A 25225-nucleotide genomic window follows, 5' to 3' on the forward strand; every position below is an offset into this window, starting at 1 on the left:
ACCGGAGCTATTCACGGAGGTGCACCCTTTCAGCACGACGGATGGAGTCGTTACCTTCCAGAGTGTGTCGCCTGCGGCCCGTGAGAACGATCAACCCGCTGGGTGGAGTGTTGCATCGCTTCCGGTGGCCGGGCGGGCGGCCGATCCGTCGGCTCGGCCTTGCCGTGGTGGCGATGATCCCGCCGCACCGGCTGATTCCGCCTCGTCGGCGCCACCGGTGCGAGCGGGTGACGAGACCGTCGGCACCGTGCGGTGAGAGCGGCGCGAGACGGTGTCCGTGCCGCATGGAGCAGGCCTCGGCCTGCAGGCTGACTCCGCCTTCCCGGTGCAGCCCGACCGGTGTGCGCTGTTGAGTGTGTTGGCGCCGGTATTGCTCACCGGCGCTGTGTTGCGGCCGACGTGGGACGACCGGGGCGGGGAGGAACGGCACGAGCCTGCCGGCGAGCGCGGTCCGCTGGGGTCCGCTGCCACCGGCAGGCTCGTGGCCGCCGTTCCTCCGCGGGCTTTCGCTCACCCGCAGCAGGTCGGTCCACGTCGTGGATCTCCTGCTCAGTAAGCGGAGTTGACGTTGTCGATGGAGCCGTAACGGTGGGCCGCGTAGTTGGCGGCGGCCGTCAGGTTCGCGACGGGGTCGGTCAGGCTGTCTGCGGTTCCGGCCACGTGGTAGATGTCGAAGGTGGGCTGGATCACCTGGAGCAGGCCCTTCGAGGGAACGCCGTTCTGCGCGTTGATGTCCCAGTTGTTGACGGCGTTGGGGTTGCCGCTGGACTCACGCATGATGTTGCGGTGCAGACCCTCGTAGGTGCCGGGAATGTGCTTGGCCTTCATGATGGCCAGCGATTCCTTGATCCAGCCGTCGAGGTTGTTCTTGTACGTCCTGGGCGCGGCGGCCTTGTGCTTCGCAGCGCTCTTCTTGAGGGCAGCGGCCTTGGCCTTTGCCGCCTTCGCGGCCTTCGCCTTGGCGGCCTTGTCGTCCTTCTTGGCGGGCTTGGCGGCGGCCTTCTTCGCGGTGTCCTTCTTCGGCGCGTCCTTGGCGGGAAGGCCATTGACGGAGACCGGCTTGACCGAGGCGGCTGCGTGCGCCGGTATCTGGGCGCTACTCGTCTCGGCGGTGGCCGCAAGGGCGGTGCTTGCTCCCACGGTCACGAGGACGGCGGCGGCGATCTTGTGCGTACGGGTCGTGCGGGGCAGGGAGATGCGGGGCATGCTGGCCTCTTCCAGGTGGGGGACGTGACGGTGCGGCCTTCGGCGGCGCAGTTGGTGAAACCGAGGGTCTTGGCCGCGTTCGCCGACTGGCGTTGGTCGCAGGCTCGTTCTCGGTGCTTGCCGAGATACATGGTTAGCGCCCGTCCTCAGTGGAGGCAATGACCACCTGTACTACCTCTCATCGTGAGATGAGGTGAAATGCCCGAAATAATGCCTGTTCTGCCGGGCTGGGTGGGCCCGCGGGTCGACTATCGCGGGTCGTAAGTGACGTGGGTCCTATGGCTGGTGTCACCTCGCGAGGCACCGGAAAAGACCGAAAAAGTTGTGTGGGTCACAGTGTTGAGGGGCTTTGCGGTGGTTCGGCACCCCTATGGGCGGGTACGCGTGCGCGTCGTCGGCGGCGCTTCCCGGCCCATCGGCGGCGCGGGCGAGGGGCACCGTCATCGCGCAGAGGCAGTGAGGCAGTGAGGGGCTGCAGGCAGGGGCGGCAGTGAGGGGCGCTCCCCGCCCCGGGGGAGGTCCGCCCGGCGCACTGGCCGCCCGCCGGGGATCCGCCACCGTCGATCGCGCCCCTGCTCGCTCCCCGGGCCCGGTGAGCAGACAGCCGGTTCATGGCCGGTACGGGCGACCCGGAGCGAACAGTCCCGGACGAACCTCCCCGGGGCCGGAAAGGAACGGAAAGGGAGGGGCCACCGGGGATACCCTCGAATCAAGGGAATCCCCGCCCGTCATCCGGAGATGCGACAGCCGTGGCGCGCGGGACATTCAGCGAGGAGGTTCCCACCATGACTTCCACCACGCGGCTGATGAACGTACTTCCCGCATTCCACCGCGATCTCCTGATGGGCCTGGCCCGTGACGTCTTCTTCCCTCAGGACGCGAGGATCTTCGAGGAGGAATCACCCGCCGACAAGTTCTGGATCATCCACACGGGCACCGTGGCACTGGATCTGCACGTCCCGCAGCAGGGGCGGGTGATGGTCGACACTCTGGGCGTCGGCGACCTGCTCGGCTGGTCGTGGCTCTTCCCTCCACACCAGTGGCATTTCGGTGCTGAGGCGTTCAGCCCGGTCCGCGCGCACGAATTCGACGCGGTGACGACCAGGGAAGTGTGCGAGAGCGACCACGAGCTGGGCCTGGCCCTGGCCCGCTCCGTCGCCGAGATCCTTGCCGTTCGCCTGGAAGTGGCCCGTACGAAGCTGCTGGACCAGTACATGCTTCACGGAGCGACAGGCGTATAGAACGGAGCACCGGCCGACGGTACGGGGCGGCCGGGACGCAGGTCAGAGTGGCGGAGACGCGGGTGGCGTGCCACCCGTCACGGTCTGTGCCGAGGTCGACACAGCGGTACGCCGGAGCTGCCTGAGCCGGTGCATCACGTCGTTGGCGCCCCGGCCGAAATAGTCGTGCAGCAGGCAGTACTCCGCATAGAGGAGGTCGTACGCCGCTGCCCGGTCCGGATCGGGCTCGTGTACGTCGTGGCGGACCCCTCCCATCGCCGCTGCCGCGGCGTGGATGTCCCGGTACGCGCCCGCGGCGACCGCCGCGTGCATCGCCGAACCGAGCGCGGGGCCCCTCGACGAGCGGATCAGGCTCAGCGGCCGCCGGATGACATCGGCGTAGAGCTGGGTCAGGAAGGTGTTCTCCAGCAGGCCGCCGGCGAGCGTGACACCGCTGACCGGCACCCCGGCTTCCTCGAAGGCCTCGATGATCCGCCGGGTGCCGAAGGCCGTCGATTCCAGCAGGGCGCGGTAGACATCCTCCGGCCGGGTGGCCAGCGTCAGCCCGACGACGGTGCCGCTGAGCTCATGATCGACGAGAACCGACCGGTTGCCGCTGAGCCAGTCCAGGGCGACGAGACCGTGCTCTCCGACGGCCTGTCCAGCGCTCAGCCGGGTCAGGTGATCGTGCAGGGTCAGCCCCAGCCGCCGTGCCTCCCGCGCGCAGGACTCCGGGACGGCGGTGCGCACGAACCAGCCGAAGATGTCTCCGACACCGCTCTGTCCGGCCTCGTAACCCCACAGCCCGGGGACGATACCGCCGTCCACCACCCCGGACATGCCCGGTACCGGGCTCGGCTCCGCGGAACTCACCATGTGACAGGAGGAGGTGCCCATGATCAGGACCATCCGGCCCGCCCCGGCCGAGCCCGTCGCGGGCACGGTCACGTGTGCGTCGATGTTCCCGACGCACACCGCGATCCCCTCCGGCAGTCCGGTCCAGGCGGCCGCTCGGGCGCTCAGGCCGCCGGCCCGTGTTCCGAGCGCGCCCGTAGGGTGTTCGACCTTGTCACGCACGAAGCCCCGGAACCCGGGGGCAAGTGCGGCGAGGAAGGCTTCGGAAGGGTGGGCGCCGTCCTGCAGCAGCCCCTTGTACCCGGCGGCGCAGGCACTGCGCACATAGCTGCCGCACAGCTGCCAGACGATCCAGTCCGTCGCCTCCACCCAGTGGTCCGTCAGGTCGTACAGCTCCGGGTCCTCCTCGAGGAGCTGCAGCCCCTTGGCGAACTGGCCCTCCGATGAGATCCGGCCTCCGTAGCGGTCCAGCCACGGTTCGCCCAGCTCAGCAGCCAGGGCGTTGATCCGGTCGGCCTGGGGCTGCGCCGAGTGGTGCTTCCAGAGCTTCACGTACGCGTGCGGGCGCGACGCGTACTGCGGCAGCTCGCAGAGCGGGGTCCCGTCGGCGGTGACCGGAATCATCGTGCACGACGTGAAGTCGGTGCCCACACCGATCACCCGCTCCGCCGGAACCCCGCTCGTGGCCAGGGCTTCCGGTACCGCGCGGCGCAGTACCTCGATGTAGTCCGACGGCATCTGGAGCGCCCACTCGGGTGGCAGCCTCGGCCCGCCGGCGGGGAGCGCCTCGTCGATCACACCGTGCGGGTAGACATGTTCGGCCGCTCCCAGTTCGGCGCCGTCCTGTACGCGGACCACGACCGCACGGCCGGACAGAGTCCCGAAGTCCACACCGACGACGTACGACTCGTTTTCCCGGCCGCTCCCCGGAGCTGCGCTCACGACTCACTTCTCCTGCCCGTAAGGAGGTGCCGGCCTGGGCTGCCGGTCCCGTCGGCGGCGGATACGCGGGGCGCCGCCGACCGCAGGTCATCGTACGCGCAGGGAGGCGGGGGCCCCTTGCACACGCCGGTTCGTCGCATGCCGTGGTCCACCGGCAACGGCCGGGAGCGTACGCGGCTCGTCCGGGGCGCCGGCGTCCAGTGCGACGCTGTCCGGGCAGCCACGTGCGGCCCCGGGATCGCGACCCGACCGGGCTGTCGTGGCGGTCCGCCCCGGTCTGCTACTTCTCCTGGTCCGCTCCCAGGTTGGGGCGGGCGGGAATCCGGTGGCCGAAGTAGTCGAGGTCCGTACCGTCGTCGACCGGGGTTCCGGCGCCGCGGGCGGGGGAGCCGGGGAGCAGCCGGACACCGTCCGGCGTCGTGGGGTGTGCGGAGCGCAGCAGGGGGTCCGCACCGACAGCTGCCGGGTCACGGGGCTGCCCGGTGTTCCAGTAGAGGTTGCCGGAATACGTGCTGAGAGTGTCCGTGACCGGTGACCCGCCCTCGGCGCCGACGAAGACATTGCCGGAGAAGGTCACGCCGCTCTGGCCGTTGTCGGAGACCATCGCCGTGTCCGGCCTGTCGGTGACGACCGTGTTGCGGTAGACGCGGGTGTCCTTGGTGCTCCCGCAGGCCACCGATATCACCCCGTAGGGCGCCGATGTGTTGCGGTCGTTGATGCTGATGTTGTCGTGCACGCGGTTGCCGTTCGTGGTCGTTGTCGCGCCGTTGCAGACGAGCAGGAAACCGCCTTCGTTGTCGTGGCTGTAGTTGTAGCGGTAGACGTTGCGGGTGTTGGCGCCGTCGATGTCGTACGCCATGGAGTCCCGGGTGCCGTGTCCGCCGCTCACCTCGTTGTACTGGTAGAGGACGTGGTCCGAATTCCAGGCCCACACCCCGGCGTTGTACGCGGCGGAGCGCATGTTGAAGCCGTCCACGCGGTTGTGCTCGACCAGCGCCTGCCGTGCGTTCTGCACAACGATCCCGTCGCCGCCCGCGTCGGTCACCTTGTTCCGGTCGATGACCAGGCCGGTGATGGCCTGCCAGCTGCTGCCGGTGCCGTCCGGATTCTCGTCCCGGTGGCTCCACGTCGACGCCGTCCCGATACCGGTGCGGTCGGTGTGCCTGACGGTCGAATCCGTGATCCGCACGTCGTCGAAACGGGTCGGCACGTCGGAGCCCTGCACCACGAAGAGGATGCCGCCACTGGGGTCGGGGTCCTTGCTGTCGGAGCCGTTGACGTCATGGACGTCCACGCCGTCGACGAGGTAGTGGTGGCCCACGCCGAAGTCCCGCAGCAGGACGAGCAGTCCGGCCCGGCGGTCCGTGGTCGTGGCGGGGCCCGTGTCGGAGAGGTCGAGGTCACGCACCTCCCAGCCCTCGGAGTCGCGCAGCAGCACGGCGGCCCGTGCGCCGGCGCCCTCGATGTGCGGTTTGCTGCCGCTGCCGTAGGCGCCGAGCGAGATGGGCTCGGCAGCCGTGCCCGAACCGGTGGGGGCGAGAGTTCCGGTGCAGTCGCGTCCGCGCCGCAGCAGCAGCCGGTCGCCCGGCCCGTAGGTCCGGGAGGCCTTGCTCAGGCTGTGCCAGGCGGTGGCACCACTGGTGCCCTGGGCGGTGTCGCTGCCGTCGCGGCAGTCCACGTAGTAGGTGGTGCCCGCCCGGTCGTGAGCGACGGCCGTGGCGGGGGCCAGCCCGGCGACGGCGGCTGCCAGCGCGGTCAGCGCGGCCTTCGTTCGCAGCAGTTCTCGGAGCATGGCCGGACGGTAGCCAGTGTCCCGGTCGCCCGGCCATGGACATACGTTCAGGGCACTTGGACCTCCGTGCGGGCGCCGCCCCCGCCCGCAGGCCGCATCAGCGGCGGCCGGCGCTGACGACCCGGCGGGCGATACGCACGATGTCACCGGACGGCTCCGTGGGGTACGGCGGGTGGTTACGTACCCAGCCGTCCTCGATGGTGTACCAGTCGATGTCCCGGGGCGCGCGGCTCTCGGCCAGCGCCGTGTCGAGCTCCTGGAAGTAGGTCTTCCAGCGCAGTGTGTAGAGACCGCCGACCAGCCCGGCCCACTCGCGGTTCGCATAGTCGCGCAATCCGCCGTCGTCCGCCGCAGCACGATCGCCCCAGACGGTGAGGAGTGAGACGGCGTCATGGGCGAGCCGGTCCTTCTCGGCGCTGTCGGCGCCCCAGGCGCGGGCGTCCGCGATCCAGCGCCCCAGCAGGAACCGCCGGTCGGTGGCGACTGTCTCCTCCAGGAGCCCCATCCACTCGAACCACTCCGTGGTGAGTTCGCGGAACGCCGCCAGGCCGGCCCTGTCGTAGGCGGCCTTGATCTGCGGGAGCAGGGCGCGGCTGTGGTGCGAGACAGTCTGCCGGGTCACATCGAGAAGGTCGTACCTGTACGCGCTGCTGTGTTTCAACGCGGCGGGTACCGCGAGGAGTTCGGGTAGGGCCCGTGCGAACTCGGCGGTGTCGTAGCGGAGGCTGTCGGGCGACCAGGACGCGCCATTTCGCGCGGTCAGCGAGGGCCGGGCGCCGAAGAGCCCGTCCGGCGCTTCGCTCCAGCTGTCCTGCCGGGTGGTCCCGTACGCGGTGCGCCGCAGGATGTCCCATGCCGCGGCCGCGTGCCGGTCGGGCGCCCCGTACCGCTCGGCCGACCACTGCTCGAACCACGCGGTGAGTGAGACGGGGCCGTCGCTCCAGGGCAGGTCGCTGAAGAGCGCGAAGGCAGCGGGATTGTTGTCCGATCCCTCGGGCATCAACGCGATTCCGCTGAGCGCGCTGCCCTTTCTCGTACGCCACTGCTCGTACAGTGCCGTCCAGTCGGGGGTGTTCGCCCCCATCGTGGTGTGTCCGCCGAAGTTCCAGATCGAACCGAAGGCATACGGTGTCCCCGCCCAGTCCGCTTCGCGGTCCGTGACGGTCGGGAAACGGTCCGACAGCCCGTCCACGATGAACATCTTCGACTTGTCGACGGCATCGATGATGTCGCGGCGCGGGTTGGTCTGCCAGCCGAGTACGTTCCAGACAGCACCGGGATGCGCGGTCCGCAGAGCCTTCTCGACGGCCTTCGCGGCCTCGCCGACAGGTACGTCCCCGGGGTCCCCGCCCTCGTGCAGAAGGTCGACCTTGTACATGTCCGAGTCGCCGAGGAGGGCGCTCTGGATCCGGTAGAAGGCCTCGGCGACCCGGGCGAAGACAGCGGTGCGCGGATCCAGCCAGTCGGGGCGGGCGAAGCCGCTCCAGTCGCCCTGCGGCACGACATGGGCACCCGTGTTCCGGTCCGCGAAGCCCGGCGGGACCGTACCGAAGTAGCCGGGGAGTACGGGGGTCATGCCCAGCTCGCGCACCCGCCCGACGATCCGCCGAGCGAGGCGCAGGCGCCGGTCCAGGAGCTGTTGGGACACCGGCCCGCCGAAGCCGGACATGTTCTGGAGCAGCCACCACGGCTGGTGCGCCGGGCCCGGAATCCAGGCCCGCAGTTCGGCGTCGCCGTACCCGAACTCCTGGAACGTACGGTGATAGACGGTGTCCGCACCGAGGTAGACCAGGACCTCGTTGTAGCCGTGCAGGGCCAGGACGTCCAGCTCGTGCTCCCAGTAGTCCCAGCTGTTGCAGGGGCCCGTGTAGCCGTCGTTGGTGTCGTTGAAGACAAAACGGTGAGCGACGTTCGCCGACTTGACCAGCGGCGTCCGCAGGCCCGGCAGCAGACGGGGGAGACCGGTCTGCTCGCCGTTCCACGAGAAGTGGGCGTGGGCCGCCGATCTCAGGTAGTGGTGCACTCCGGTGAGCTGCACCGCGGGTGTGGTCCCCTCGACGACTATCCGGCCGGCCGTCCCGGCGACCCGGAAGGCGTCTGCGCCGTCCCTGGCCGGCACGGTGCGGAAGGTGACCTGGTCGCAGTGGCGGGGGAGGAGCCGAGCCAGCGCCCGCGATGCCGCTGACCTGGGCGCTGCCGCGGCGGCGCCGTTTCCGGCGCCCAGTGCGGCCGCGGCGCCGAGGGCGGTGATGATCGTGCGTCGGCCGATGTCCATGGCGGGACTCCATTGCGTCAGTGAGCGGACTGGGTCGCTGGCCGGGGATCTTAGGCGCGGTTGACGAGAGCCGGTCAAGAGCGCGCGCACGCCCGGAGCCGAGTCCGCGCGTGCGCACAGGTGTGGCAGAGGCAGCGGGCCGCGCCCGTCGGTGCGGGTGGAGGGGAGGCGTAGGGGCAGGTCAGCGGGTGGAGGTTTCTCCGTCCGGCCGGTCCCACAGCCGCAGTCCCGCGGTCAGCCCGTGGACGCAGCGTGCCGCGAGTTCGGCGGGCCCTCCGGGGCCGTGGTCCGGCGCGTCCGTGGCGGCCCACACCTCGACCGCGACGCGCATGGCCGTGTTGGCGGCGGCGGAGGCCAGTCCGATCTCCAGCGGGTCCGCGTCTCGGCCCGCCAACCCGGCCAGTACCGGGGTGAGTTCCTGCTCGGCGTCGTGTGTCACACGGAGCCATACGGAGAGCAGAGCCGGATGGGTGTCCATCGCCCTGATGAGCCCCCTCGTCCAGTACAGCGCCTGGGCCTCGGTTTCGTCGGCCGGGGTGAGCGCCCGCAGAGCGGCGCGTTCGAGGGCGCGCGGCGCGGGCAGCCCGGACGGGCTGTCTCGGAGATCGGCGATCCACTGCTTCACACCGCTGGACAGCAGGGGGGCGACCGCGTCCTCCTTCGTCCGGAAGTACCGGTAGAAGGTACGCAGCGCGATTCCCGAAGCGCGGGCGATGTCCTCGGCCGTGGTGCCTTCGGCACCCTTTTCGGCGAACAGGGCGGCTGCGGTGCGGGCGATCTCCAGCTGGGTCGCCGCCTTGCGCCGCTCGGTCAGCGAGGGCCGTGGTGTGTCTGTCCGGGACGTGTCTGGCATGGCCACAGGGTATGTCCCGGTCGCCCCGGACCGCTCGATCTGCCTTTGTGGCACAACGTGCCATCTAGGCGTACCGTGCAGGAAGGGTTCGAGGGCGAGCCCGGAACGGAGACAGGGACTATGAACCGCTTTGACGGACGCCGCGTACTGGTCACGGGGGGTGGGTCGGGCATCGGTCAGGCCACTGTGGCCCGCATCCTCGCCGAGGGCGGCACCGTCGTCGCCGCCGACATCGTCGAGGCGGGCCTCGAAGCCACCCGCGAGCAGGCGCGTGCGGCAGATGCCGGGGACCGCCTCACGACGGTGGTGGCCGATATTTCGGACGAGTCGTCGGTGCGCAGTGCCATCGGAGGCGCCATAAGGGACCTGGGCGGTCTGGACGCGCTGGTCAACGCGGCGGGCATCCTGCGCTCCTCGCACACCGCGGCGACGACGCTGGAGTTCTGGAACAGGATGCTCGCGGTGAACCTCACCGGTACCTTCCTGGTCACCCGTGAGGCGCTGCCCGCGCTCCTGGAGAACGGAAAGGGAGTGGTGGTCAACTTCAGCTCCACCTCCGCGACCTTCGCGCATCCCTACATGGCGGCCTACGCGGCGACCAAGGGCGGCATCCAGTCCTTCACGCACGCCATCGCGATCGAGTACGCCAAGCAGGGGCTCCGGGCCGTGTGTGTCGCGCCGGGCTCCATCGCCTCCGGCATGACCAGTGACCCGGGTCTGCCGGAGGACGCCGACTTCAGCCTGCTCGCGAAGCTCTCCCCGGCCATCGGCCAGGGCTTCGCCGGGCCCGAGACGGTGGCGGGTGTGATCGCCATGCTCGCGTCCGACGACGGTGCGTTCGTCACGGGCACCGAGCTCCGCATCGACGGCGGCACGCACGCCTGACACGCTCCGCGACTGAGAGGGCCACCGCTCGCGCCGATCGCCTCCGCAGGGACCTCTGCGCCGGGTGCTCGACGAGCGGTGGCTGTCCTGAGTGGGCAGACTGGAGGGACCGGACGAGGCGCCGTCGCGGCGCTCTGCCCTGCCGGTACCGCTGCCGAGGCGCGCGGCGGGCCAGGGGCAGTGGAATCGGACGGTTCGCGACGGACGAGGAGGAGATCCTGTGGATACCGCAGGCGTGGAGTGGAGCGACGCGGTGTCCGGGGCCCCCTGCTGGGTCAATCTGACCGGACGGAATCTGGCGGCGTCGCAGGACTTCTACGGCGCCGTGATGTCCTGGGATTTCCGGCCGGCGAAACTCGGTGAGGAATTCAGCGTCGCCCTCCTGGACGGAGCACCCGTCGCCGGTATCGGCGCACTCGCGCCCACCCTCCAGGTCGCCGTGGCCTGGACGCCGTACTTCGCCGTCTCGGACGCGGATGTGGCCGCGTCCCGGATCAGGGAGCGCAGCGGCACGGTGGCCATCGGTCCGGTCTCCCTGGTCTCCGGTCGCGGCGCGCTGGCCTCGGACCGGGACGGAGCGGTGTTCGGGATCTGGGAAGGACAGCTTCTCTCCGGCTGGGAGGCATGGCGTGACAACGCCCCCGCCTGGCTGCGCCTGCGTACCCGCGACGCCTTCGACGCCGCGATCTTCTACGGGGGAGTGCTGGACTGGGCCAGCGGGCTGCCGGGCAGCTGCGAGGTCGAGTACGAACAGGACGAGGTCGTACTGCGCAGCGGCGGCCATGTGGTTGCCCGTCTCAGCTCCGGGGCGCTGGAGGCGGCGAGTGACCCGGCGATCCGGCCGCACTGGCAGGTGCATTTCCCAGTGCCCGACGTGCCGGCCTGCGTGGATGCGGCGCTCGCGCACGGAGGTACGGTCGTCGCCCGCCAGGCGACGCCCTCCGGTACGGAGGCGACGCTGCGCGACCCGGACGGCGGCCTGTTCACCGTGACCCCGCTGCACCCCGGGGATGTGGGTGCCCGGCTCGCGCCGGGGCCGGCCGAGTAAGAATTCAGCCGGACGGTAACGCTGCGGGCCCTGCCGAGCGGCTGAGTGGCCGGGGTGCGTTCGGACCGGTGCCGTCTTCCTGGGCCCGTGCGAGCCCGTGCGCCTTGTCGCGCAGCAGGCAGGAATCCCGGCGCTGTCGGCCACTGCCCCGCACCCGGCCGCTGTACCCGTCCGCGCGGTCGGTGAACTCCGGGACGCCGCCTCGGAATTCGTGACCTCCTCCGCTCCCGGCCCCGGCCGTGCCGCAGGCAGGTACCTCGGTGTCCCCGGTGTGGGCGACGGCCTCGCGGGAGCCCTCGGCCCCCACTCCTCGCCGGCCCGTACGCCACCCGGGCGAGGCCCCGCGTGGGTGGGCGCTGCGCGCCGGACTGCGCCCGTCCCCTCAACACCCCTGCATCCAGTGGTGGTTCGACGCCACACCTGTACCCCGTCTGCTCACTCTCCTCAGTAGGCAAGCCTTTGGCCATGGGATACCCATCGGCCGTCCCCGAGAGTAAAGCGCGTGTACAGACGCCCCCGGTCATCTTGTTGACGTGTTCCTGGCGAACGTAGGTTGTGGCCGCCCCTGCCGCGTAACCCGTCGGCCCGGGGTGCAAGCGCACTCACACAGCTCCTCGTTCCCCCACAAGACGGAGGCAGAACGTTGTTGCGCAGATCCCTTTCCCTCACGGCGGTGGCCGGTATGGCCACCGCCGCGCTCGCGCTGGCCGCACCCCTCGGCCAGGCGGCGCCCGCCCATTCGGGCTCATCGGCCCAGGGCGTCAAGGTTGCCCGTTCGTGTGCCCAGCCGACGAAGAAGGACTACATGGCGTGCAACGCACTCCATGTCACCTCCGGCACCCCGGCGTCGGCCAACACCGAGCGCAACCTCACCGCCGCGGCCGCGCCGTCGGGTCTCGGCCCGTCCTCGCTCCAGGCGGCGTACAAACTCCCTTCCGCCACCGCGGGTTCGGGAGCGACCGTCGCGATCGTCGACGCGTATGACGACCCGAAGGCCGAAGCCGACCTCGGGACCTACCGCAAGCAGTACGGGCTTTCGGCGTGCACCACGGCCAACGGCTGCTTCAAGAAGGTGGGCCAGTCCGGCACCTCCACCCTGCCCTCGGCCGATGGTGGCTGGGCCGAGGAGATATCCCTCGACCTCGACATGGTCAGCGCTGCCTGCCCCAACTGCAAGATCCTCCTGGTGGAGGCCACGTCTCCGACGATGGCCAACCTCGGCACCGCGGTCAACTCGGCCGTCAAGCTGGGCGCCAAGTACGTCTCCAACAGCTACGGCGGCGGCGAGTCCTCCTCCGACACCTCGTACGACACCAAGTACTTCAATCACCCCGGTGTGGCCGTCACCGTGAGCTCCGGTGACGACGGCTACGGCGCCGAGTACCCGGCCTCCTCGCGCTACGTCACCGCTGTCGGTGGTACGTCGCTCAAGACCGCCTCGTCCACCCGCGGTTGGGCGGACACGGTGTGGAGCGGCGCCGGTTCGGGCTGCTCGGGCTACGACGCCAAGCCGACGTGGCAGAAGGACACCGGCTGCGCCAAGCGCACGGTCGCCGATGTGTCCGCGGTCGCCGACCCCAACACCGGCGTCGCCGTGTACGACTCGTACAGTCCGGGCACCGGCTGGATGGTCTTCGGCGGCACCAGCGCGTCGTCGCCGCTGATCGCGGCGGTCTACGCACTCGCGGGCACCCCGTCGTCGGGCTCCACGCCGGCGTCGTTCCCGTACGCGCACACCGGCTCGCTCAACGATGTCACCAGCGGCTCGAACGGCAGCTGTGGCTCGTCCTACCTGTGCACCGGCAAGGCGGGCTACGACGGCCCGAGCGGCCTCGGCACCCCCAACGGGACCGCGGCCTTCACCGGCTGACGTCCGTTGCTTCGGCTCCTCGCGGGGCGGTCCCCTGTGGACCGCCCCGCGAGGCTGTTCCCGGCGCCGCCCGGCGCCGCCCGGCGCCGCCCGGCGCCGCCCGGCGCCGCCCGGCGCCGCCCGGCGCCGCCCGGCGCCGCCCGGCGAGCACGGGTGCAGGTGACCTGGGCGGTGAATTCGCAACCGGGTCCTCCGCCGGGCAGCGGGCGGCATTCCCGCGCCGCGGCCCTCACTCCTCGGTGACCGCCAGGTCCTCCAGCAGTGTTCCCAGCGCCCCGAGCACCAGCCTGGAGATGTCGTCCGGTGCCGCGCTGGCCAGCGGCTCCCTCGCCACGACGGTCCGCATCAGGCCGATCCCGAGCAGCCATGCCATGGCGAGATCGGCGCGCAGCAGGCTGTCCTCCTCGCCGGACAGGGTGGACAGCGCGGCGGTGTACTCGTCGCCCAGGGCCTTGACCATGTCGCCGGCCCCGCCTCCGGTCCCGATCGACCGCAGATAGACCGACAGCGGAAGATCCGCCCCCTCTTTTCCGCCACCCGTGAGCATCTCCCGCAGGGCTGTGGCGAACAGCCGTTCCGGCGGGGTCGTGCGTACCTGCTCCTGGCCGCCGGACGCCATGACCTCCGTGAGCAGTGCCTGCTTCGAGCCGAAGTACCTGAAGAGCAGGGCCTGGTTGACCCCGGCCTCGGAGGCGATGTCGCGCACCGTCGCGGCCTCGTACCCACGCTCGGAGAACAGTTTCGCCGCCGCGTCGAGGAGCAGTTGCCGGGTCCCACGGGCGTCCCGGCGCCGCTCGGCGGGCCCGGTGTTGGTGTGTTCCTCCATGGTCCGGCTCCTCATCGGTGAGGCGTCAGCATAACGGCCGTATACCGCCGTTGACGGTGCTCCGATGCCCGCCTACGGTTTGTAAGCAGGTGCTTACAAAAGAGGAGAGCAGTGTGACCACAGCCAGCACGGAACCTCTCGCCTATCCCTTCAACACGGCCGAGGGCCTTGCCCTGGCCGAGGAGTACGAACAAGTACGCAACAGGCCGGGGCTGCTGCGGGTCCGGATGGCCTACGGCGAACCGGCCTGGCTCGTCACCCGCTACGAGGAGGCCCGCTTCGTCCTCGGCGACCTGCGCTTCAGCCGGGCCGAGGGATATAACCACGACGAGCCCCGCCAGGGCGAAGGACGCAGGGACAGCGGCATCCTGGGCATGGACCCGCCCGACCACACCCGGCTGCGTTCGCTGGTCGCCAAGGCGTTCACTGTCCGCCAGGTCGAGAAGCTGCGTCCCCAGGTACGGGAGCTGACCGCGGGACTGCTCGACAGGATGGAGGCCGCCGGGCCGCCGGTGGATCTCGTCGAGGAGTACGCGCTGCCGATCCCGGTCGCTGTGATCTGCCGGATGCTGGGAGTCCCGGAGCAGGACCGGCCCAAGTTCCGCGTCTGGAGTGATGCCGCGCTCTCGACGAGTTCCCTGACGGCCGATGAGTTCGATGCCAACCGTGATGAACTGCGCGCCTATATGGCCGGGTTGATCGCTCAACACCGCGCCGAGCCGCGTGACGACCTGATGACCGCGCTGATCGAGGCCAGGGACGGCGGCGACCGGCTGTCCGAGCTCGAACTGGTCGACCTCTGCGTCGGTATCCTGGTCGCAGGCCACGAGACCACCGCGAGCCAGATTCCCAACTTCGTGCACACCCTGCTGGACCACCCCGGTGAGTGGCAGCGGCTCCGGTCGGAACCCGGCCTCATCGACAGCGCGGTGGAGGAACTGCTCCGCTTCGTGCCGCTGGGCAGCGGCGCGGGCCAGCCGCGGTACGCGAAGGAGGACATCGAGGTGGGCGGCACCCTCGTGCGGGAGGGCTCCCCCGTGCTGGTCGCGGTGGGCGCGGCGAACCGCGACGCGCTGCGCTTCTCGGCTCCGGGCAAGCTGGACCTCTCCCGCGCCGCCAACCAGCACCTCGGTTTCGGCCACGGGGTCCACCACTGCCTGGGCGCCCCGCTCGCCAGGCTCGAACTGCAGGAGGCACTCGGCGCGCTCATTGCCCGCTTCCCGGATCTCGGCCTCGCGGGCGACATCGTCTGGAAGGGCGAGATGCTGGTCCGCGGCCCGCGTGTCATGCCGGTGGGGTGGTGAGCCGATGACCTGGCATGTGGAAGTGGACCGCAACCAGTGCATGGCATCGGGAATGTGCGCGGGAGCCGCCCCCGATCTCTTCGCTCTCGACCACGACCGGGCCCGCGCGCTCAACAGCGACATCGCCGAGGACGATCGGGCCCTGGACGCGGCGGACATCTGTCCCGCGATGGCCATCACGGTCCGCGACGGGGACGAGACCGTCGGACCGCGGGAATAGGCCCGCAATGTGGGGTGGGCCCGGGGCGGCGAGGCCGCACCGGCCCCACTCCACCCCGAGACGGCCGGGCAGAAGCCCGGCCGTCTCAGATGTCCAGCAGCCACCGGGCCGCAGCACCGAGCGCCGCGTCCGCCTCGGGCAGGATGCCCGCGGCCCCGAGGAAGCCGTGGAACATCCCCCGTTCGACCCGCGCTTCGGCCTGGACACCTGACTCGCGCAACCGCTCCGCGTAGGCACGTCCCTCGTCACGGAGCGGGTCGCACTCGGGCAGTACCAGCAGGGCCGGGGGCAGCCCGCTCAGGTCGGCTGCGCGCACCGGCGAGGCATACGGGTCGGCGCCGTTACCCTCCGGCCCGAGATACTGCTGCCAGTACCAGCGCATATGGGCGGTGGTGTGGAAGTAGCCCGTGGCGTACGCCGTCGCGGAAGCCGTTTCGAGGCGGTGGTCGAGCACGGGATAGAACAGGAGCTGGCCGGCGATGGCCGGCCCGCCCGCGTCCCGGGCCATCAGGGCGGTCGCGGCGGCCAGGTTGCCGCCGCTGGAGTCACCGGCGACGATCAGCCGGGACGGATCGCAGCGCAGTTCCCGGGCGCGCCCGGCTGCCCAGCCGGTGACGGCGTACGCATCGAGAAGCGCGGAAGGGAACCGGTGCTCCGGGGCGCGGCGGTAGTCCACCGAGACAACCGCCGCGCCTGTGCGGGCGGCGAGTTCACGGCAGAGCCCGTCGTGTGTGTCCAGGTTGCACAGCACCCAGCCACCCCCGTGGAGGAAGACGACGAGCGGCCGGTGCCCGTCCGCCCCGTGCGGGTCGGGGTCGTAGATACGTACGGGCACGCTCGGGGCGCCCGGCGGTCCAGGGGCGGACACTTCGCTCACCCGGGCGATCTCCGGGAGCCCGCGCACGGGTCCTGCCGACGAGGCCCTGCGCAGGGAAACCGCGTCCAGAGGCCCGGCCGCAGGGTCGGGGAAGCCGTGCGCCAGCGCGTCGGCGAAGCGGCGGGCGGCGGGAGTGAGGCTCATCCGGTCGTCAGCCCCCCGTCAACGGTGAATTCGGCGCCGGTGATGTACGAGGAGGCGTCGGAGGCCAGGAAACGTACGAGTTCGGCGACCTCGGACGGCCGGCCCATACGCCGCAGCGGTACCCGGGGGTGCTCGCGCTGCCCGGCGTCCTGGCCCAGCGCCCCGGCGACCATCGGGGTGTCGACCATCCCCGGGTGCACGGAGTTGACCCGGATTCCGTCGGGCGCGAGGTCCAGTGCGGCGTGCTTGCTGAGCCCGCGCAGCCCGAACTTGCTCGATCCGTAGGCCGCGTGCCGTGCGATCCCCACCAGGCCAGCGGTCGACGAGATGTTCACGACGGAACCGCCGCCCGCCTCCCGCAGCGCGGGGACCGCCGCCTTGATGCCGAGGAAGGGCCCCAGCAGATTGACGCGGAACAGCAGCTCGAAATTCTCCTGTGTCTCGGTGTCGACCGGCTCCGTCCGCCACAGGGCAGCGTTGTTGACGAGTACGTCCAGCCGTCCGAAACTCCGTACGGCCGTCGCGACCGCTCTGTCCCAGCTCGCCGCGTCGGACACGTCGTGCGGCACGAAAACCGCCGCCGAGCCCAGCCCGGCAGCGACTTCGCGGCCCTCGTCCTCCCGGACGTCGGTGACCACGATCCGCGCGCCCGCCTCGGCGAACAGCCGGGCCTCGACCGCTCCCTGGCCCCGGCCGGCCCCGGTGATCAGTGCCACCTTGCCGTCCAGCCGGACGCCGTCCGCCGCCTCCGAGTCCGTGGGGGCGGTCACTTCTGGCTCTCCAGCGCCCGGAAATGCGGGATGACCGTCTCGCCCCACTGACGGATGGTCTCCATGCACGCCTCCTGCGGCACGGTGCCCATCTGGATGAGGCACATCACCTCGTCCACCCCGATCTCGCGCAGTTTCTCGACGTAGGCGATGGCTGTCCCGGCGGTGCCGTAGGCGTGGTCCGCGTTGTAGGTGCCGGTGTCGACCGGGCGGGCCGGGATGTTGGCGTCGTGCAGCCTCGCGACCAGTTCGTCGCGGTCGCGCGCCATCACCGCCACGTGGTCCTCGTCCTCGTCGTCACCGGTGGGCGCGGGCGAGTTCCCGTACCAGTGCGCGATGGACTCCGCGAAGAAGCGCTGGCCCCGGGTGCCGATGCGCAGCGCACTCTCAGCGTCGTCGAGGACGACTGTCGGGCACAGCGCGGAGAAGTGGTCGTTGACCTCTGTGGAGACACACCGCTCGCCGTTCCTGGTGGCGATGGCCTCGTCGTACACCGCACGCATCGCCCGTACGTCGTCGGCGCCGGCGAACCCCATCACCAGTGCGCCGATGCCCAGTTCGGCGGCGAGCTTGAGGGTGTCGTGCTTGCTGCACGCCATGAACAGCGGTGGATGCGGGTCCTGCACCGGGCGGGGAAGGATGGCGCCGGGGCCGATGTCGATCGATCCGTGCCACTCGAACTGCTCCTCGCGCCAGGCCGCGGCGAAGATCCGAAGTGCCTCCTCCATCTGCGGGTAGGTGTCCTCGGGCCGCACCCCGTACATCGACATCTCCTGCTTCGTCGCGCCGCGTCCCGAGCCGATGTCGACGCGCCCGCCGGAGAGCACATCGAGCATGGCCGCGCGCTCGGCCACCCGGACCGGGTGCTGGTAGCCGAACGGCATGGTGACCACGCCGTGGCCGATGCGGATGCGCGAGGTCCGGGCGGCGACCCAGGTCAGGAAGATCTCGGACGCACTCATGTGCGCGTACTGCGAGAGCGAGTGGTGCTCGACGGCCCAGATCCGGTCGAAGCCCATCTCCTCGGCGTATACGGCCTGTTCGACGCAGTCATGGATGACCTGGCGCTCACGCTCTGGGGTCGGGTTCGAGAGCTGGGCCTCGAAGATCATGGAGAACTTCACGGAATGCCTCCGGAGTATTTCGATTAGGAATACTTCTATCAGGCATAAATGTCTGACGGAAGGGGTGGGGGTGCGGGAGGGGCGGGGCGGGCCGCCGCGGTCCGGTCCGGCGTGGCCGGACCGTAGACTGCGGGGCGTGGCGGAGAAGCGGACGAGCGGTGAACAGGGCGGCGAACCAGTCGGTCGGCAGGGCGCCGAGCCCGGCAGGGCAGCCCTCCCGGCGACCAGCTGGGCCGTGCTCGGGCTGCTCTCCTTCGGTGAGGAGCTGTCCGGTTACGACCTCAAGAAGTGGTCGGACTGGTCGCTGAGGTTCTTCTACTGGAGCCCGTCGTTCTCGCAGATCTACGGTGAGCTGAAGCGGCTGGACAAGGTCGGGTACGTGACTTCCCGGATGGTCGCGCAGGAGACCGGCAACCGCGACAAGCGCGTCTACTCGATCACCGATGACGGGATGGCCGCCGTGCGGACCTGGGCGCGCGAGGCGCCCGTCGAGCCGCCCGTGCTCAAGCACGGCGTCATGCTGCGCATCTGGCTCGGCCACCTCCTGGAGTCCCAGCAGATGCGGGACGTGCTCGGTACCCACCGCGAGTACGCGGAGAAGATGCGGCAGCGGGCCGAGGTCGACATCGCCGGGGCGCGCGGGGAAGAGGCGTGGGCGTATCCCACGCTCACCCTCAAGTGGGCCGAGCGGTACTACGCGTCGGAGCGCGACCTGGCCGACTCGATGCTCGCCGACCTGGAGGAGCTGGAGCGCAGGCGGCCGTAGCCCCGCCGGAAGTACAGCAGTGGCCCGGCGTCGCCGTGCCGCTCCAGCGCGGTGACCCGGCCGAGTGCGATCAGGTGGTCGCCGCCGGGGAAGGTGCCCGCGAGATCGCACTCGACGGTGGCCAGTGCCCCGTCGAGCAGCGGCGCCCCGTTGGCGCCCGGCCGCCAGCCCGCGTCCTGGAACTTCTCCTTTCCTGTCACCGCGAACTGCCTGCACAGCGACTGCTGTTCGGCGGCGAGGATGTTCACGGCGAAGCGGCCCGCCGCGCGGATGTGTGGCCAGGTCGTCGAGGTGAGGGCCGGGCAGAAGCAGATCAGCGGCGGCTCCAGTGAGACCGACGAGAAGGACTGGACGGCCATGCCGGTGGGGCGGCCGTCCGTCTGAATCGCGGTGATGACCGCGACTCCGGTGCAGAAACTGCTGAGGGCCTCCCGCATGGAGTCGTCGAATCCAGGCACGGGGCGAGGGGTGAGGGTCGGCATGCTGTCTCCAATATTCCTACTAGGTATATGCCTAACCGAAACACGTGTGATTGGATACCGGCCACGCTCGCACGTCAAGTAGGGAGGGTCATCATCAGCGCACACCAAGTGCCACCACCCACCACCCTCGCGCAGTTGGCGGACTTCGCCGCCCGCACATACGAGGGCCTCGACGCCCTCGCCGACGGAGAGGTCCGCTGGAGTTTCGGACAGCTGGGTGCCGCGGTCCACGCCGCGGCGCGCGCCGTCATCGCCCACGGTGTGGAGCCGGGTGACCGGGTGGCCGTCTGGGCCTCCAACAGCCGCGAATGGATCTCGGCCGCCCTCGGCGCCCTCTCCGCCGGAGCCGTGCTCGTCCCCCTCAACACCCGCTACAAAGCGGCCGAGGCCGCCGACATCATCCGTCGCAGCGGCGCCCGCACCCTGCTCACCGAACGCGGCTTCCTCGGCATCGACTACGTGGCCATGCTGCGCGACTCCGGTGAGGATCTCGGCGGCCTGGAATCCGTCGTCGTGCTCCGGGGCGGGGCGACCGGACCGGAGCTGAGCTGGGGGAAGTGGCTCGCGCGTGGCCGGTATGTCTCCGAGGCGACGCGATCCGCCCGCGCCGCGGCCGTCCTTCCCGACGACCTCGCCGACATCCTCTACACCTCCGGCACCACAGGCCGGCCCAAGGGCGTCATGGGCACCCACAGGCAGGTGCTCGCCGGAATCGAGGCCTGGTCCCGGGCGGTCACCCTGCGCCCCGGCGACCGCTACCTTCTGGTCAACCCCTTCTTCCACACCTTCGGCTACAAAGCCGGCTTCGTCGCCTGCCTGCTGCGCGGCGCCGCCATGATCCCGGAAGCGGTCTACGACGTGGACAGGGTGCTGCGCCGCATCGCGGACGAACGCATCAGCGTGCTCCTCGCCCCGCCGACCGTCTTCCACGGGCTGGTCCGCCATCCGGGCCTGGCCCACCACGACCTCGGCGCGCTGCGCCTGGCGGGCACCGGGGCCTCCGTCGTACCGGTCGCGCTCGTCGACGAGATCCGCGAACGTCTGGGTGTATCAGGTGTGTTCACGGCCTACGGGCTCACCGAGTGCATGGGTGTCGTCGCCGTCTGCCCGGTAGACGCCGACGCATGGAGCGTCTCCCACACCGTCGGGCTGCCGCTGCCCGGAACCGAGATCCGCATCGTCGGCCCCGGCGGCCCGGACGGCGGCCGGCTGCCCGCCGGCAGCGCGGGAGAGGTCGCGGTGCGGGGCCCCCAGGTCATGCTCGGATACCTCGACGACCCGCAGGCCACCGCCCGCATCCTGGACGACGCCGGCTGGCTGTACACCGGGGACATCGGCGTACTCGACGAACGCGGCTACCTCTCGATCACCGACCGGCTCAAGGACATGTACGTCGTCGGCGGCTTCAACGCCTACCCCGCCGAGGTCGAGAACGTCCTGCGCGGCCACGAACTCATCAGTGAGGCCGCGGTGGTCGGGGCCCCCGACGAGCGTCTCGGCGAGGTCGGAGTCGCCTATCTCGTCACGGAGGACGGGCGCCACCCCGACCCGTCCGAACTCACCGCGTGGACCCGGGAACGGCTCGCCAACTTCAAGGTACCGCGCCGCTTCCACGTCATCCCGGAACTGCCGCGCAACGCGAGCGGCAAGATCCTCAAGGCCGAACTGCGGCGCGCCGCACGGGAGAACGTCCGGGAGGGCCGCAACGGCCGGCCGGCCGCGCCCGGTGCCGCGCACATCGCCGAAGAGCAGGCCCGCCCGGAACCGGAAGGAGAGAGCCGATGAGATTCGGCGAAGAGCACGGAGAACTGCGCACAGCCGTGCGGTTGTTGCTGTCCCGGTACGAAGGGGCCGCGGCCTGGGAGCCGCTGACCCGGCAGATCGGGGTGGCCGGGCTCGCCGTCCCAGAGGAATACGGCGGGGCGGGGTGCGGCCCGATCGAGGTGCATGTGGTCATGGAGGAGCTGGGGCGGGCGCTCAGCCCCGTCCCGTATCTGGGCTCCGCGGTCCTCGCCACCCAGGCGCTGCTGGCCGCCGGTGACACGGAACTGCTGCCCGCCCTGGCGGACGGCCGGACCACCGGCGCACTCGCCTGGGCGGAGAGCGGGGCGTGGCGGCCGGAAGCCGTCCGGGCCCGCGCGGTGCGCGACGCGGGGGGCTGGCGGATCACCGGCGTCAAGGACCATGTCCTGGACGGGGCTGATGCCGACGTCCTGCTGGTCGTGGCCCGCACCGAGGCCGGGCTCGCACTGTTCCACGTACCGGCCGGGGCCGGCGGCGTCAGCCGTGAGGCGCACACCACGATGGACCTGACCCGGCCGCAGGCGACGCTGCGGTTCGACGGAGCCGGGGCCCGCGCGCTCACCGCGGACGGTGACCGGGTTCTCGCACACGTACGGGACCTGGCCTGTACCGCTCTCGCCGCGGAACAGGCCGGCGCGGCGGAGCGCTGTCTCGAACTCACCGTCGCGCATGTCCGCGACCGGGTTCAGTTCGGGCGTCCGATCGGCTCGTTCCAGGCCGTGAAGCACCGGCTCGCCGACGCCTTCGTACGTGTCGAGTCCGCGCGCTCCGCCGCTCTCGGCGCCTCCTGGGCGGCCGCGGAAGGCTCACCGGACCTGTCGAGATACGCGGCGGTCGCCAAGTCCGCCTGCTCCGAGGCGTTCTCGGCGGTGGCCGGGGACATGATCCAGCTGCACGGCGGGATCGGCATCACCTGGGAGCACGACGCCCACCGTTACTTCAAGCGGGCCCACGGCTCGGCCCAGCTCCTCGGCTCACCCGCCGGGCACCGCGACCGCATCGCCGAGGTACTGGTCGGACCGTGCGGGGCGGGTGCACAGCGTCGTGCCTGACATCGGCTCAGCGGCCGGGCGTTCCACCGGCCCGTGTCCGGTCCCCTTCTTCCCAGCGATCGTTCGGCAGGTGTAGGTGTCATGAGCAGTACCGAGAAGTTCCGCGCGGAGTTCCGTACGTGGCTGCGGTCCGCGCTCACCGGTGAGTTCGCCGCGCTCAAGGGCCGCGGCGGGCCCGGCCGGGAACACGAGGCCTTCGCCGAACGCCTCGCCTGGGAACGGCACATGGCCGCGGCGGGCTGGACCTGCGTCGGCTGGCCGCGGGAGTGCGGGGGCCGCGGTGCGACGCTGGAGGAGCAGGTCGCCCTCCACGAGGAGTACGCACTCGCCGACGCCCCTGCCCGGGTGGGGCACATCGGGGAACAGCTCATCGGGCCCACCCTCATCGCCTTCGGCACGGACACGCAGCGGGCCCGCTTCCTTCCGGCGATCAGGTCCGTAGACGAACTGTGGTGCCAGGGTTACAGCGAACCCGAGGCGGGTTCGGATCTGGCGAACGTCCGCACCCGCGCCGAGCTGGACGCGGAGGGATGGTCGGTCACCGGGCAGAAGACCTGGACCTCGCTGGCCCATGAGTCCCAGTGGTGCTTCCTGGTCGCCCGCACCGGACAGGGCACCCGCCGCCACGAGGGCCTGTCCTATCTGCTCGTACCCATGGACCAGCCCGGGGTCGACGTGCGGCCCATCACCCAGCTGACCGGCACCAGTGAGTTCAACGAGGTCTTCTTCGACGGGGCCCGTACCGGCGCGGAGAACGTCGTCGGCGAACCCGGCGACGGCTGGAGGGTGGCGATGGCCACCCTCGGCTTCGAGCGCGGCGTCTCCACTCTCGGCCAGCAGGTCGGATTCCGGCGCGAGCTGGAGGCGCTGATCGCTCTGGCACGCGAGAACGGCGCGGCCGGCGACCCCCTCATCCGCGACCGGCTCGCCAGGGCCTGGACGGGACTGGAGATCATCCGGTTCAACGCGCTGCGGATGCTGGGCGGCGCGGCCGCCGGAGCCCCCGGGCCCGAGGCCTCCATCAGCAAGATCTACTGGGCGACCTGGCACCGGGAGCTCGGCGAGCTGGCGATGGACGTCTGCGGCGCCGGCGGCATGCTGGCGGACGGCGCACCGTACGATCTCGGCGACTGGCAGCGGCTGTTCCTCTTCTCCCGCGCCGACACGATCTACGCCGGGTCGAACGAGATCCAGCGCAACATCATCGCGGAGCGGGTCCTCGGCCTGCCGAAGGAGACACGGGTCTGAGCGCGCCGGGGTGCCGGGGCCGCTACATCAGGAGCCGGGCGCGGAGCTTGTGCAGCGTCCCGGCATCCAGGCCCAGCCCCTTCGAGAGGTAGCCGTCGAAGCTGCCGTACCGCTGGGCGGCCTCGGTGAGCGCGGCACCGAGATAGTCCCCGCTGACCTCCTGCAGCGGAACGATCAGTTGCGGATCCCGCATGATCCCCGCCTTCTCCAGACCGGCGCGAGTCCGTTCGTCGGCGGTCCTGCGGATGTCGTTGGAGAGCAGATAGTCCGCCTCGGCCGTGTGGGCGGGCACCCCCACCGCGCGCAGCAGGACGTAACTCATCCAGCCGGTCCGGTCCTTGCCCGACGTGCAGTGGAAGAGCAGCGGCTGCCCCGTGCCGTCGGCGATGGTGTCCAGCACCCGGGCGAACTGGCGGCGGGCGCCCGCCTCGGTGACGAACGTGCGGTAGATCCGCCGCATTGTCCCCGCCCCTCTTCCGTCGCCCAGCGCCTGCTGCTGCTTCGCCGCGTCGCGGCTGCCGATGGCCGCCGTCGTCCGCTCGTACAGACCGGTGTCGTCGATCGGCAGCGGAACGGCGGACACCCCCGTCGGCAGCCGGTCGGTACCGTCGGTCCTGACTTCGAGCGGGAGCCTGAAGTCGACCACCGACCTGAGCCCGAGCTTCGATACCGCGGTGAGATCCGCCGGTGTGAGCTTGCCGAGCGCGTCACCGCGGTACACGACTCCGTAGCGAAGCCGTTTGCCGTCGCTGGTCCGGTATCCGCCCAGGTCACGGACGTTGACCGCGCCCTTGAGCGCGATGTGGCGGGCGTCGGGCGGCACCGGTCGCGAACCTTCGGCGGTGTGGCCGGTGTCCGGGCGTGCGCTGGGCGAAGGGCCGGAAGCACTGGACGGGTGGGACGTGTCGGAGCACCCGGTGAGCACCAGAGCCGCGCTGAGTACGGCGGTGGCGGCCCGGGTCAGGACCAGGGTGCGGTTCGGGTTTCGGGTACGGCGCATCAAAACAACTCCCGGGGAGCGTGGGCAGGGGTGAGGTGTGGGGACAGGCGGGTCCGGAGCGTGGCGGCTGCGGAGAGCAGTGCGGCCGGGCCACCCGCTGTGGGGGAGCGGCCCTGGTCGGTGCGGAGCGTCCGTGACCGGGGTGGCCGGAGACTGCAACCCCGCAGCGGGCGGTGAACTCCCGCTCGGACAGCGGCGGCGGGCGCCCGCCCCGTGACGGGGAGCACAGGCGTTCGCGCTGCTCCGCCCGGTACGGCGGACGGATGCTGGACGGGAAGGTAGCAGCGGATCCGCTCCCCGGGGGAGGTGCCGGCGCCGGGCTTGTCGGATGGCCCGGCTCGGACCCGCGCCGTCCGGAGTCCCCGGGCTCCCGCACCGCCGTCATCCGCGCCCCTGCCTGCGGGAACACCAGCGGCTCCGGTGGCGTCCGCCGCCCCGCGACACCGAAGGGACCGCGCGGGTTTCCCACTGAGCGGGAGCAGCCGCTCGGCCCGGCCGGGGCCCGCGGCCTAGCCTCGGCGCACAGTCCACCACCCCTGGTGCACGACCCGAGCAGCACCGCACACCTCTCATCTGCTCGCCGCACCGCCCCCCGTCCTCGGCTCGTTGTCGCACCGTCCTCGTCCCACAACTCCCTGTTTCACAACACCCCTGTCCCACCAC

21 protein-coding genes are annotated in these 25225 nt (G+C 70.9%); 10 read left to right on the forward strand and 11 right to left on the reverse strand.

All coding sequences use genetic code 11. The features are described 5' to 3' along the window. Positions 1-549: 549 nt before the first annotated feature. Positions 550-1206 (reverse strand): transglycosylase SLT domain-containing protein, encoded by a 657-nt coding sequence (locus tag OG584_RS33390; RefSeq protein WP_405783444.1) that lies wholly within the window; start codon positions 1204-1206, stop codon positions 550-552. A gap of 785 nt (positions 1207-1991) precedes the next feature. Here OG584_RS33390 and OG584_RS33395 point away from each other — a divergent pair. Beyond that, positions 1992-2447, forward strand: a complete 456-nt coding sequence (locus tag OG584_RS33395; RefSeq protein WP_405783445.1) for a cyclic nucleotide-binding domain-containing protein — start codon at positions 1992-1994, stop codon at positions 2445-2447. A gap of 42 nt (positions 2448-2489) precedes the next feature. Here the strand turns inward: OG584_RS33395 and araB are convergent, their stop codons facing one another. From araB to OG584_RS33415, 4 genes are all read right to left on the reverse strand, one after another. Next, positions 2490-4223, reverse strand: a complete 1734-nt coding sequence (gene araB, locus OG584_RS33400; RefSeq protein ID WP_405783446.1) for a ribulokinase — start codon at positions 4221-4223, stop codon at positions 2490-2492. Positions 4224-4503: 280 nt separating this feature from the next. Continuing rightward, a complete protein-coding gene (locus tag OG584_RS33405) occupies positions 4504-6015 on the reverse strand; it encodes a right-handed parallel beta-helix repeat-containing protein (protein WP_405783447.1) in 1512 nt (503 codons plus the stop codon). A 97-nt stretch (positions 6016-6112) separates the two neighbouring features. Next, positions 6113-8290 carry an alpha-N-acetylglucosaminidase gene (locus OG584_RS33410; protein ID WP_405783448.1) on the reverse strand — a complete coding sequence of 726 codons (2178 nt, stop codon included), beginning with the start codon at positions 8288-8290 and terminating at the stop codon, positions 6113-6115. 181 nt (positions 8291-8471) lie between these two features. Next, the gene (locus tag OG584_RS33415) at positions 8472-9143 is read right to left on the reverse strand and encodes a TetR family transcriptional regulator (protein WP_405783449.1); all 672 of its coding nucleotides are present in this window, start codon (positions 9141-9143) and stop codon (positions 8472-8474) included. A gap of 120 nt (positions 9144-9263) precedes the next feature. On the opposite strand from OG584_RS33415, the gene OG584_RS33420 reads away from it, so the two are divergent. From OG584_RS33420 to OG584_RS33430, 3 genes are all read left to right on the forward strand, one after another. Next, positions 9264-10028 (forward strand): SDR family NAD(P)-dependent oxidoreductase, encoded by a 765-nt coding sequence (locus tag OG584_RS33420; RefSeq protein WP_405783450.1) that lies wholly within the window; start codon positions 9264-9266, stop codon positions 10026-10028. Positions 10029-10248: 220 nt separating this feature from the next. Beyond that, positions 10249-11076, forward strand: a complete 828-nt coding sequence (locus OG584_RS33425) for a VOC family protein (protein WP_405783451.1) — start codon at positions 10249-10251, stop codon at positions 11074-11076. Between the two features lie 682 nt (positions 11077-11758). Continuing rightward, positions 11759-12946, forward strand: coding sequence for a peptidase S8 (locus OG584_RS33430; RefSeq protein WP_405784414.1), 1188 nt, complete (start codon positions 11759-11761; stop codon positions 12944-12946). Between the two features lie 229 nt (positions 12947-13175). On the opposite strand, the gene OG584_RS33435 is transcribed toward OG584_RS33430, so the two are convergent. Continuing rightward, a complete protein-coding gene (locus OG584_RS33435; protein ID WP_405783452.1) occupies positions 13176-13772 on the reverse strand; it encodes a TetR family transcriptional regulator in 597 nt (198 codons plus the stop codon). A 113-nt stretch (positions 13773-13885) separates the two neighbouring features. Here OG584_RS33435 and OG584_RS33440 point away from each other — a divergent pair, with 113 nt between their 5' ends. Both OG584_RS33440 and OG584_RS33445 read left to right on the forward strand, forming a co-directional pair. After that, positions 13886-15076, forward strand: a complete 1191-nt coding sequence (locus OG584_RS33440; RefSeq protein ID WP_405783453.1) for a cytochrome P450 — start codon at positions 13886-13888, stop codon at positions 15074-15076. A 4-nt stretch (positions 15077-15080) separates the two neighbouring features. Then, positions 15081-15296, forward strand: coding sequence for a ferredoxin (locus OG584_RS33445; protein WP_405783454.1), 216 nt, complete (start codon positions 15081-15083; stop codon positions 15294-15296). A gap of 85 nt (positions 15297-15381) precedes the next feature. Here the strand turns inward: OG584_RS33445 and OG584_RS33450 are convergent, their stop codons facing one another. Genes OG584_RS33450 through OG584_RS33460 form a run of 3 tightly spaced genes read right to left on the reverse strand, consistent with a single transcriptional unit; the run spans position 15382 to position 18211 of the window. Further along, positions 15382-16317 carry an alpha/beta hydrolase gene (locus OG584_RS33450; RefSeq protein WP_405783455.1) on the reverse strand — a complete coding sequence of 312 codons (936 nt, stop codon included), beginning with the start codon at positions 16315-16317 and terminating at the stop codon, positions 15382-15384. Then, positions 16314-17087 carry an SDR family NAD(P)-dependent oxidoreductase gene (locus tag OG584_RS33455; protein ID WP_405783456.1) on the reverse strand — a complete coding sequence of 258 codons (774 nt, stop codon included), beginning with the start codon at positions 17085-17087 and terminating at the stop codon, positions 16314-16316. Before OG584_RS33455 ends, OG584_RS33450 begins: the two co-directional genes overlap by 4 nt. Further along, positions 17084-18211 carry an LLM class flavin-dependent oxidoreductase gene (locus OG584_RS33460; protein ID WP_405783457.1) on the reverse strand — a complete coding sequence of 376 codons (1128 nt, stop codon included), beginning with the start codon at positions 18209-18211 and terminating at the stop codon, positions 17084-17086. The genes OG584_RS33455 and OG584_RS33460 overlap by 4 nt, the downstream gene beginning before the upstream one ends. Before the next feature lie 136 nt (positions 18212-18347). Here OG584_RS33460 and OG584_RS33465 point away from each other — a divergent pair, with 136 nt between their 5' ends. Beyond that, complete coding sequence (locus OG584_RS33465) at positions 18348-18977, forward strand: PadR family transcriptional regulator (protein WP_405783459.1); 630 nt, start codon at positions 18348-18350, stop codon at positions 18975-18977. Here OG584_RS33465 and OG584_RS33470 read toward each other — a convergent pair. Further along, complete coding sequence (locus OG584_RS33470; RefSeq protein ID WP_405783461.1) at positions 18905-19459, reverse strand: flavin reductase family protein; 555 nt, start codon at positions 19457-19459, stop codon at positions 18905-18907. The two genes, OG584_RS33465 and OG584_RS33470, sit on opposite strands and share 73 nt — an antisense overlap. Positions 19460-19567: 108 nt before the next feature. On the opposite strand from OG584_RS33470, the gene OG584_RS33475 reads away from it, so the two are divergent. From OG584_RS33475 to OG584_RS33485, 3 genes are all read left to right on the forward strand, one after another. Further along, a complete protein-coding gene (locus OG584_RS33475) occupies positions 19568-21244 on the forward strand; it encodes a FadD3 family acyl-CoA ligase (protein WP_405783462.1) in 1677 nt (558 codons plus the stop codon). After that, entirely contained in the window at positions 21241-22314 is a 1074-nt protein-coding gene (locus OG584_RS33480; RefSeq protein ID WP_405783463.1) for an acyl-CoA dehydrogenase family protein, read from the forward strand. The genes OG584_RS33475 and OG584_RS33480 overlap by 4 nt, the downstream gene beginning before the upstream one ends. A gap of 81 nt (positions 22315-22395) precedes the next feature. Continuing rightward, positions 22396-23562 (forward strand): acyl-CoA dehydrogenase family protein, encoded by a 1167-nt coding sequence (locus OG584_RS33485; RefSeq protein ID WP_405783464.1) that lies wholly within the window; start codon positions 22396-22398, stop codon positions 23560-23562. A 22-nt stretch (positions 23563-23584) separates the two neighbouring features. Here OG584_RS33485 and OG584_RS33490 read toward each other — a convergent pair whose 3' ends face one another. Further along, a complete protein-coding gene (locus tag OG584_RS33490) occupies positions 23585-24562 on the reverse strand; it encodes a tyrosine-protein phosphatase (protein WP_405783465.1) in 978 nt (325 codons plus the stop codon). Positions 24563-25225: the final 663 nt, after the last annotated feature.

It is taken from the genome of Streptomyces sp. NBC_00859 (genome assembly GCF_045161865.1).
Lineage (GTDB): Bacteria > Actinomycetota > Actinomycetes > Streptomycetales > Streptomycetaceae > Streptomyces.

Coding starts and splice junctions, on each gene's coding strand:
- OG584_RS33405 (WP_405783447.1), bottom strand. CDS start 6,015: ATGCTCCGAGAACTGCTGCGAACGAAGGCCGCGCTGACCGCGCTGGCA.
- OG584_RS33470 (WP_405783461.1), bottom strand. CDS start 19,459: ATGCCGACCCTCACCCCTCGCCCCGTGCCTGGATTCGACGACTCCATG.
- OG584_RS33395 (WP_405783445.1), top strand. CDS start 1,992: ATGACTTCCACCACGCGGCTGATGAACGTACTTCCCGCATTCCACCGC.
- OG584_RS33485 (WP_405783464.1), top strand. CDS start 22,396: ATGAGCAGTACCGAGAAGTTCCGCGCGGAGTTCCGTACGTGGCTGCGG.
- OG584_RS33390 (WP_405783444.1), bottom strand. CDS start 1,206: ATGCCCCGCATCTCCCTGCCCCGCACGACCCGTACGCACAAGATCGCC.
- OG584_RS33410 (WP_405783448.1), bottom strand. CDS start 8,290: ATGGACATCGGCCGACGCACGATCATCACCGCCCTCGGCGCCGCGGCC.
- OG584_RS33450 (WP_405783455.1), bottom strand. CDS start 16,317: ATGAGCCTCACTCCCGCCGCCCGCCGCTTCGCCGACGCGCTGGCGCAC.
- OG584_RS33430 (WP_405784414.1), top strand. CDS start 11,759: ATGGCCACCGCCGCGCTCGCGCTGGCCGCACCCCTCGGCCAGGCGGCG.
- OG584_RS33480 (WP_405783463.1), top strand. CDS start 21,241: ATGAGATTCGGCGAAGAGCACGGAGAACTGCGCACAGCCGTGCGGTTG.
- OG584_RS33420 (WP_405783450.1), top strand. CDS start 9,264: ATGAACCGCTTTGACGGACGCCGCGTACTGGTCACGGGGGGTGGGTCG.
- OG584_RS33435 (WP_405783452.1), bottom strand. CDS start 13,772: ATGGAGGAACACACCAACACCGGGCCCGCCGAGCGGCGCCGGGACGCC.
- OG584_RS33445 (WP_405783454.1), top strand. CDS start 15,081: ATGACCTGGCATGTGGAAGTGGACCGCAACCAGTGCATGGCATCGGGA.
- OG584_RS33490 (WP_405783465.1), bottom strand. CDS start 24,562: ATGCGCCGTACCCGAAACCCGAACCGCACCCTGGTCCTGACCCGGGCC.
- OG584_RS33415 (WP_405783449.1), bottom strand. CDS start 9,143: ATGCCAGACACGTCCCGGACAGACACACCACGGCCCTCGCTGACCGAG.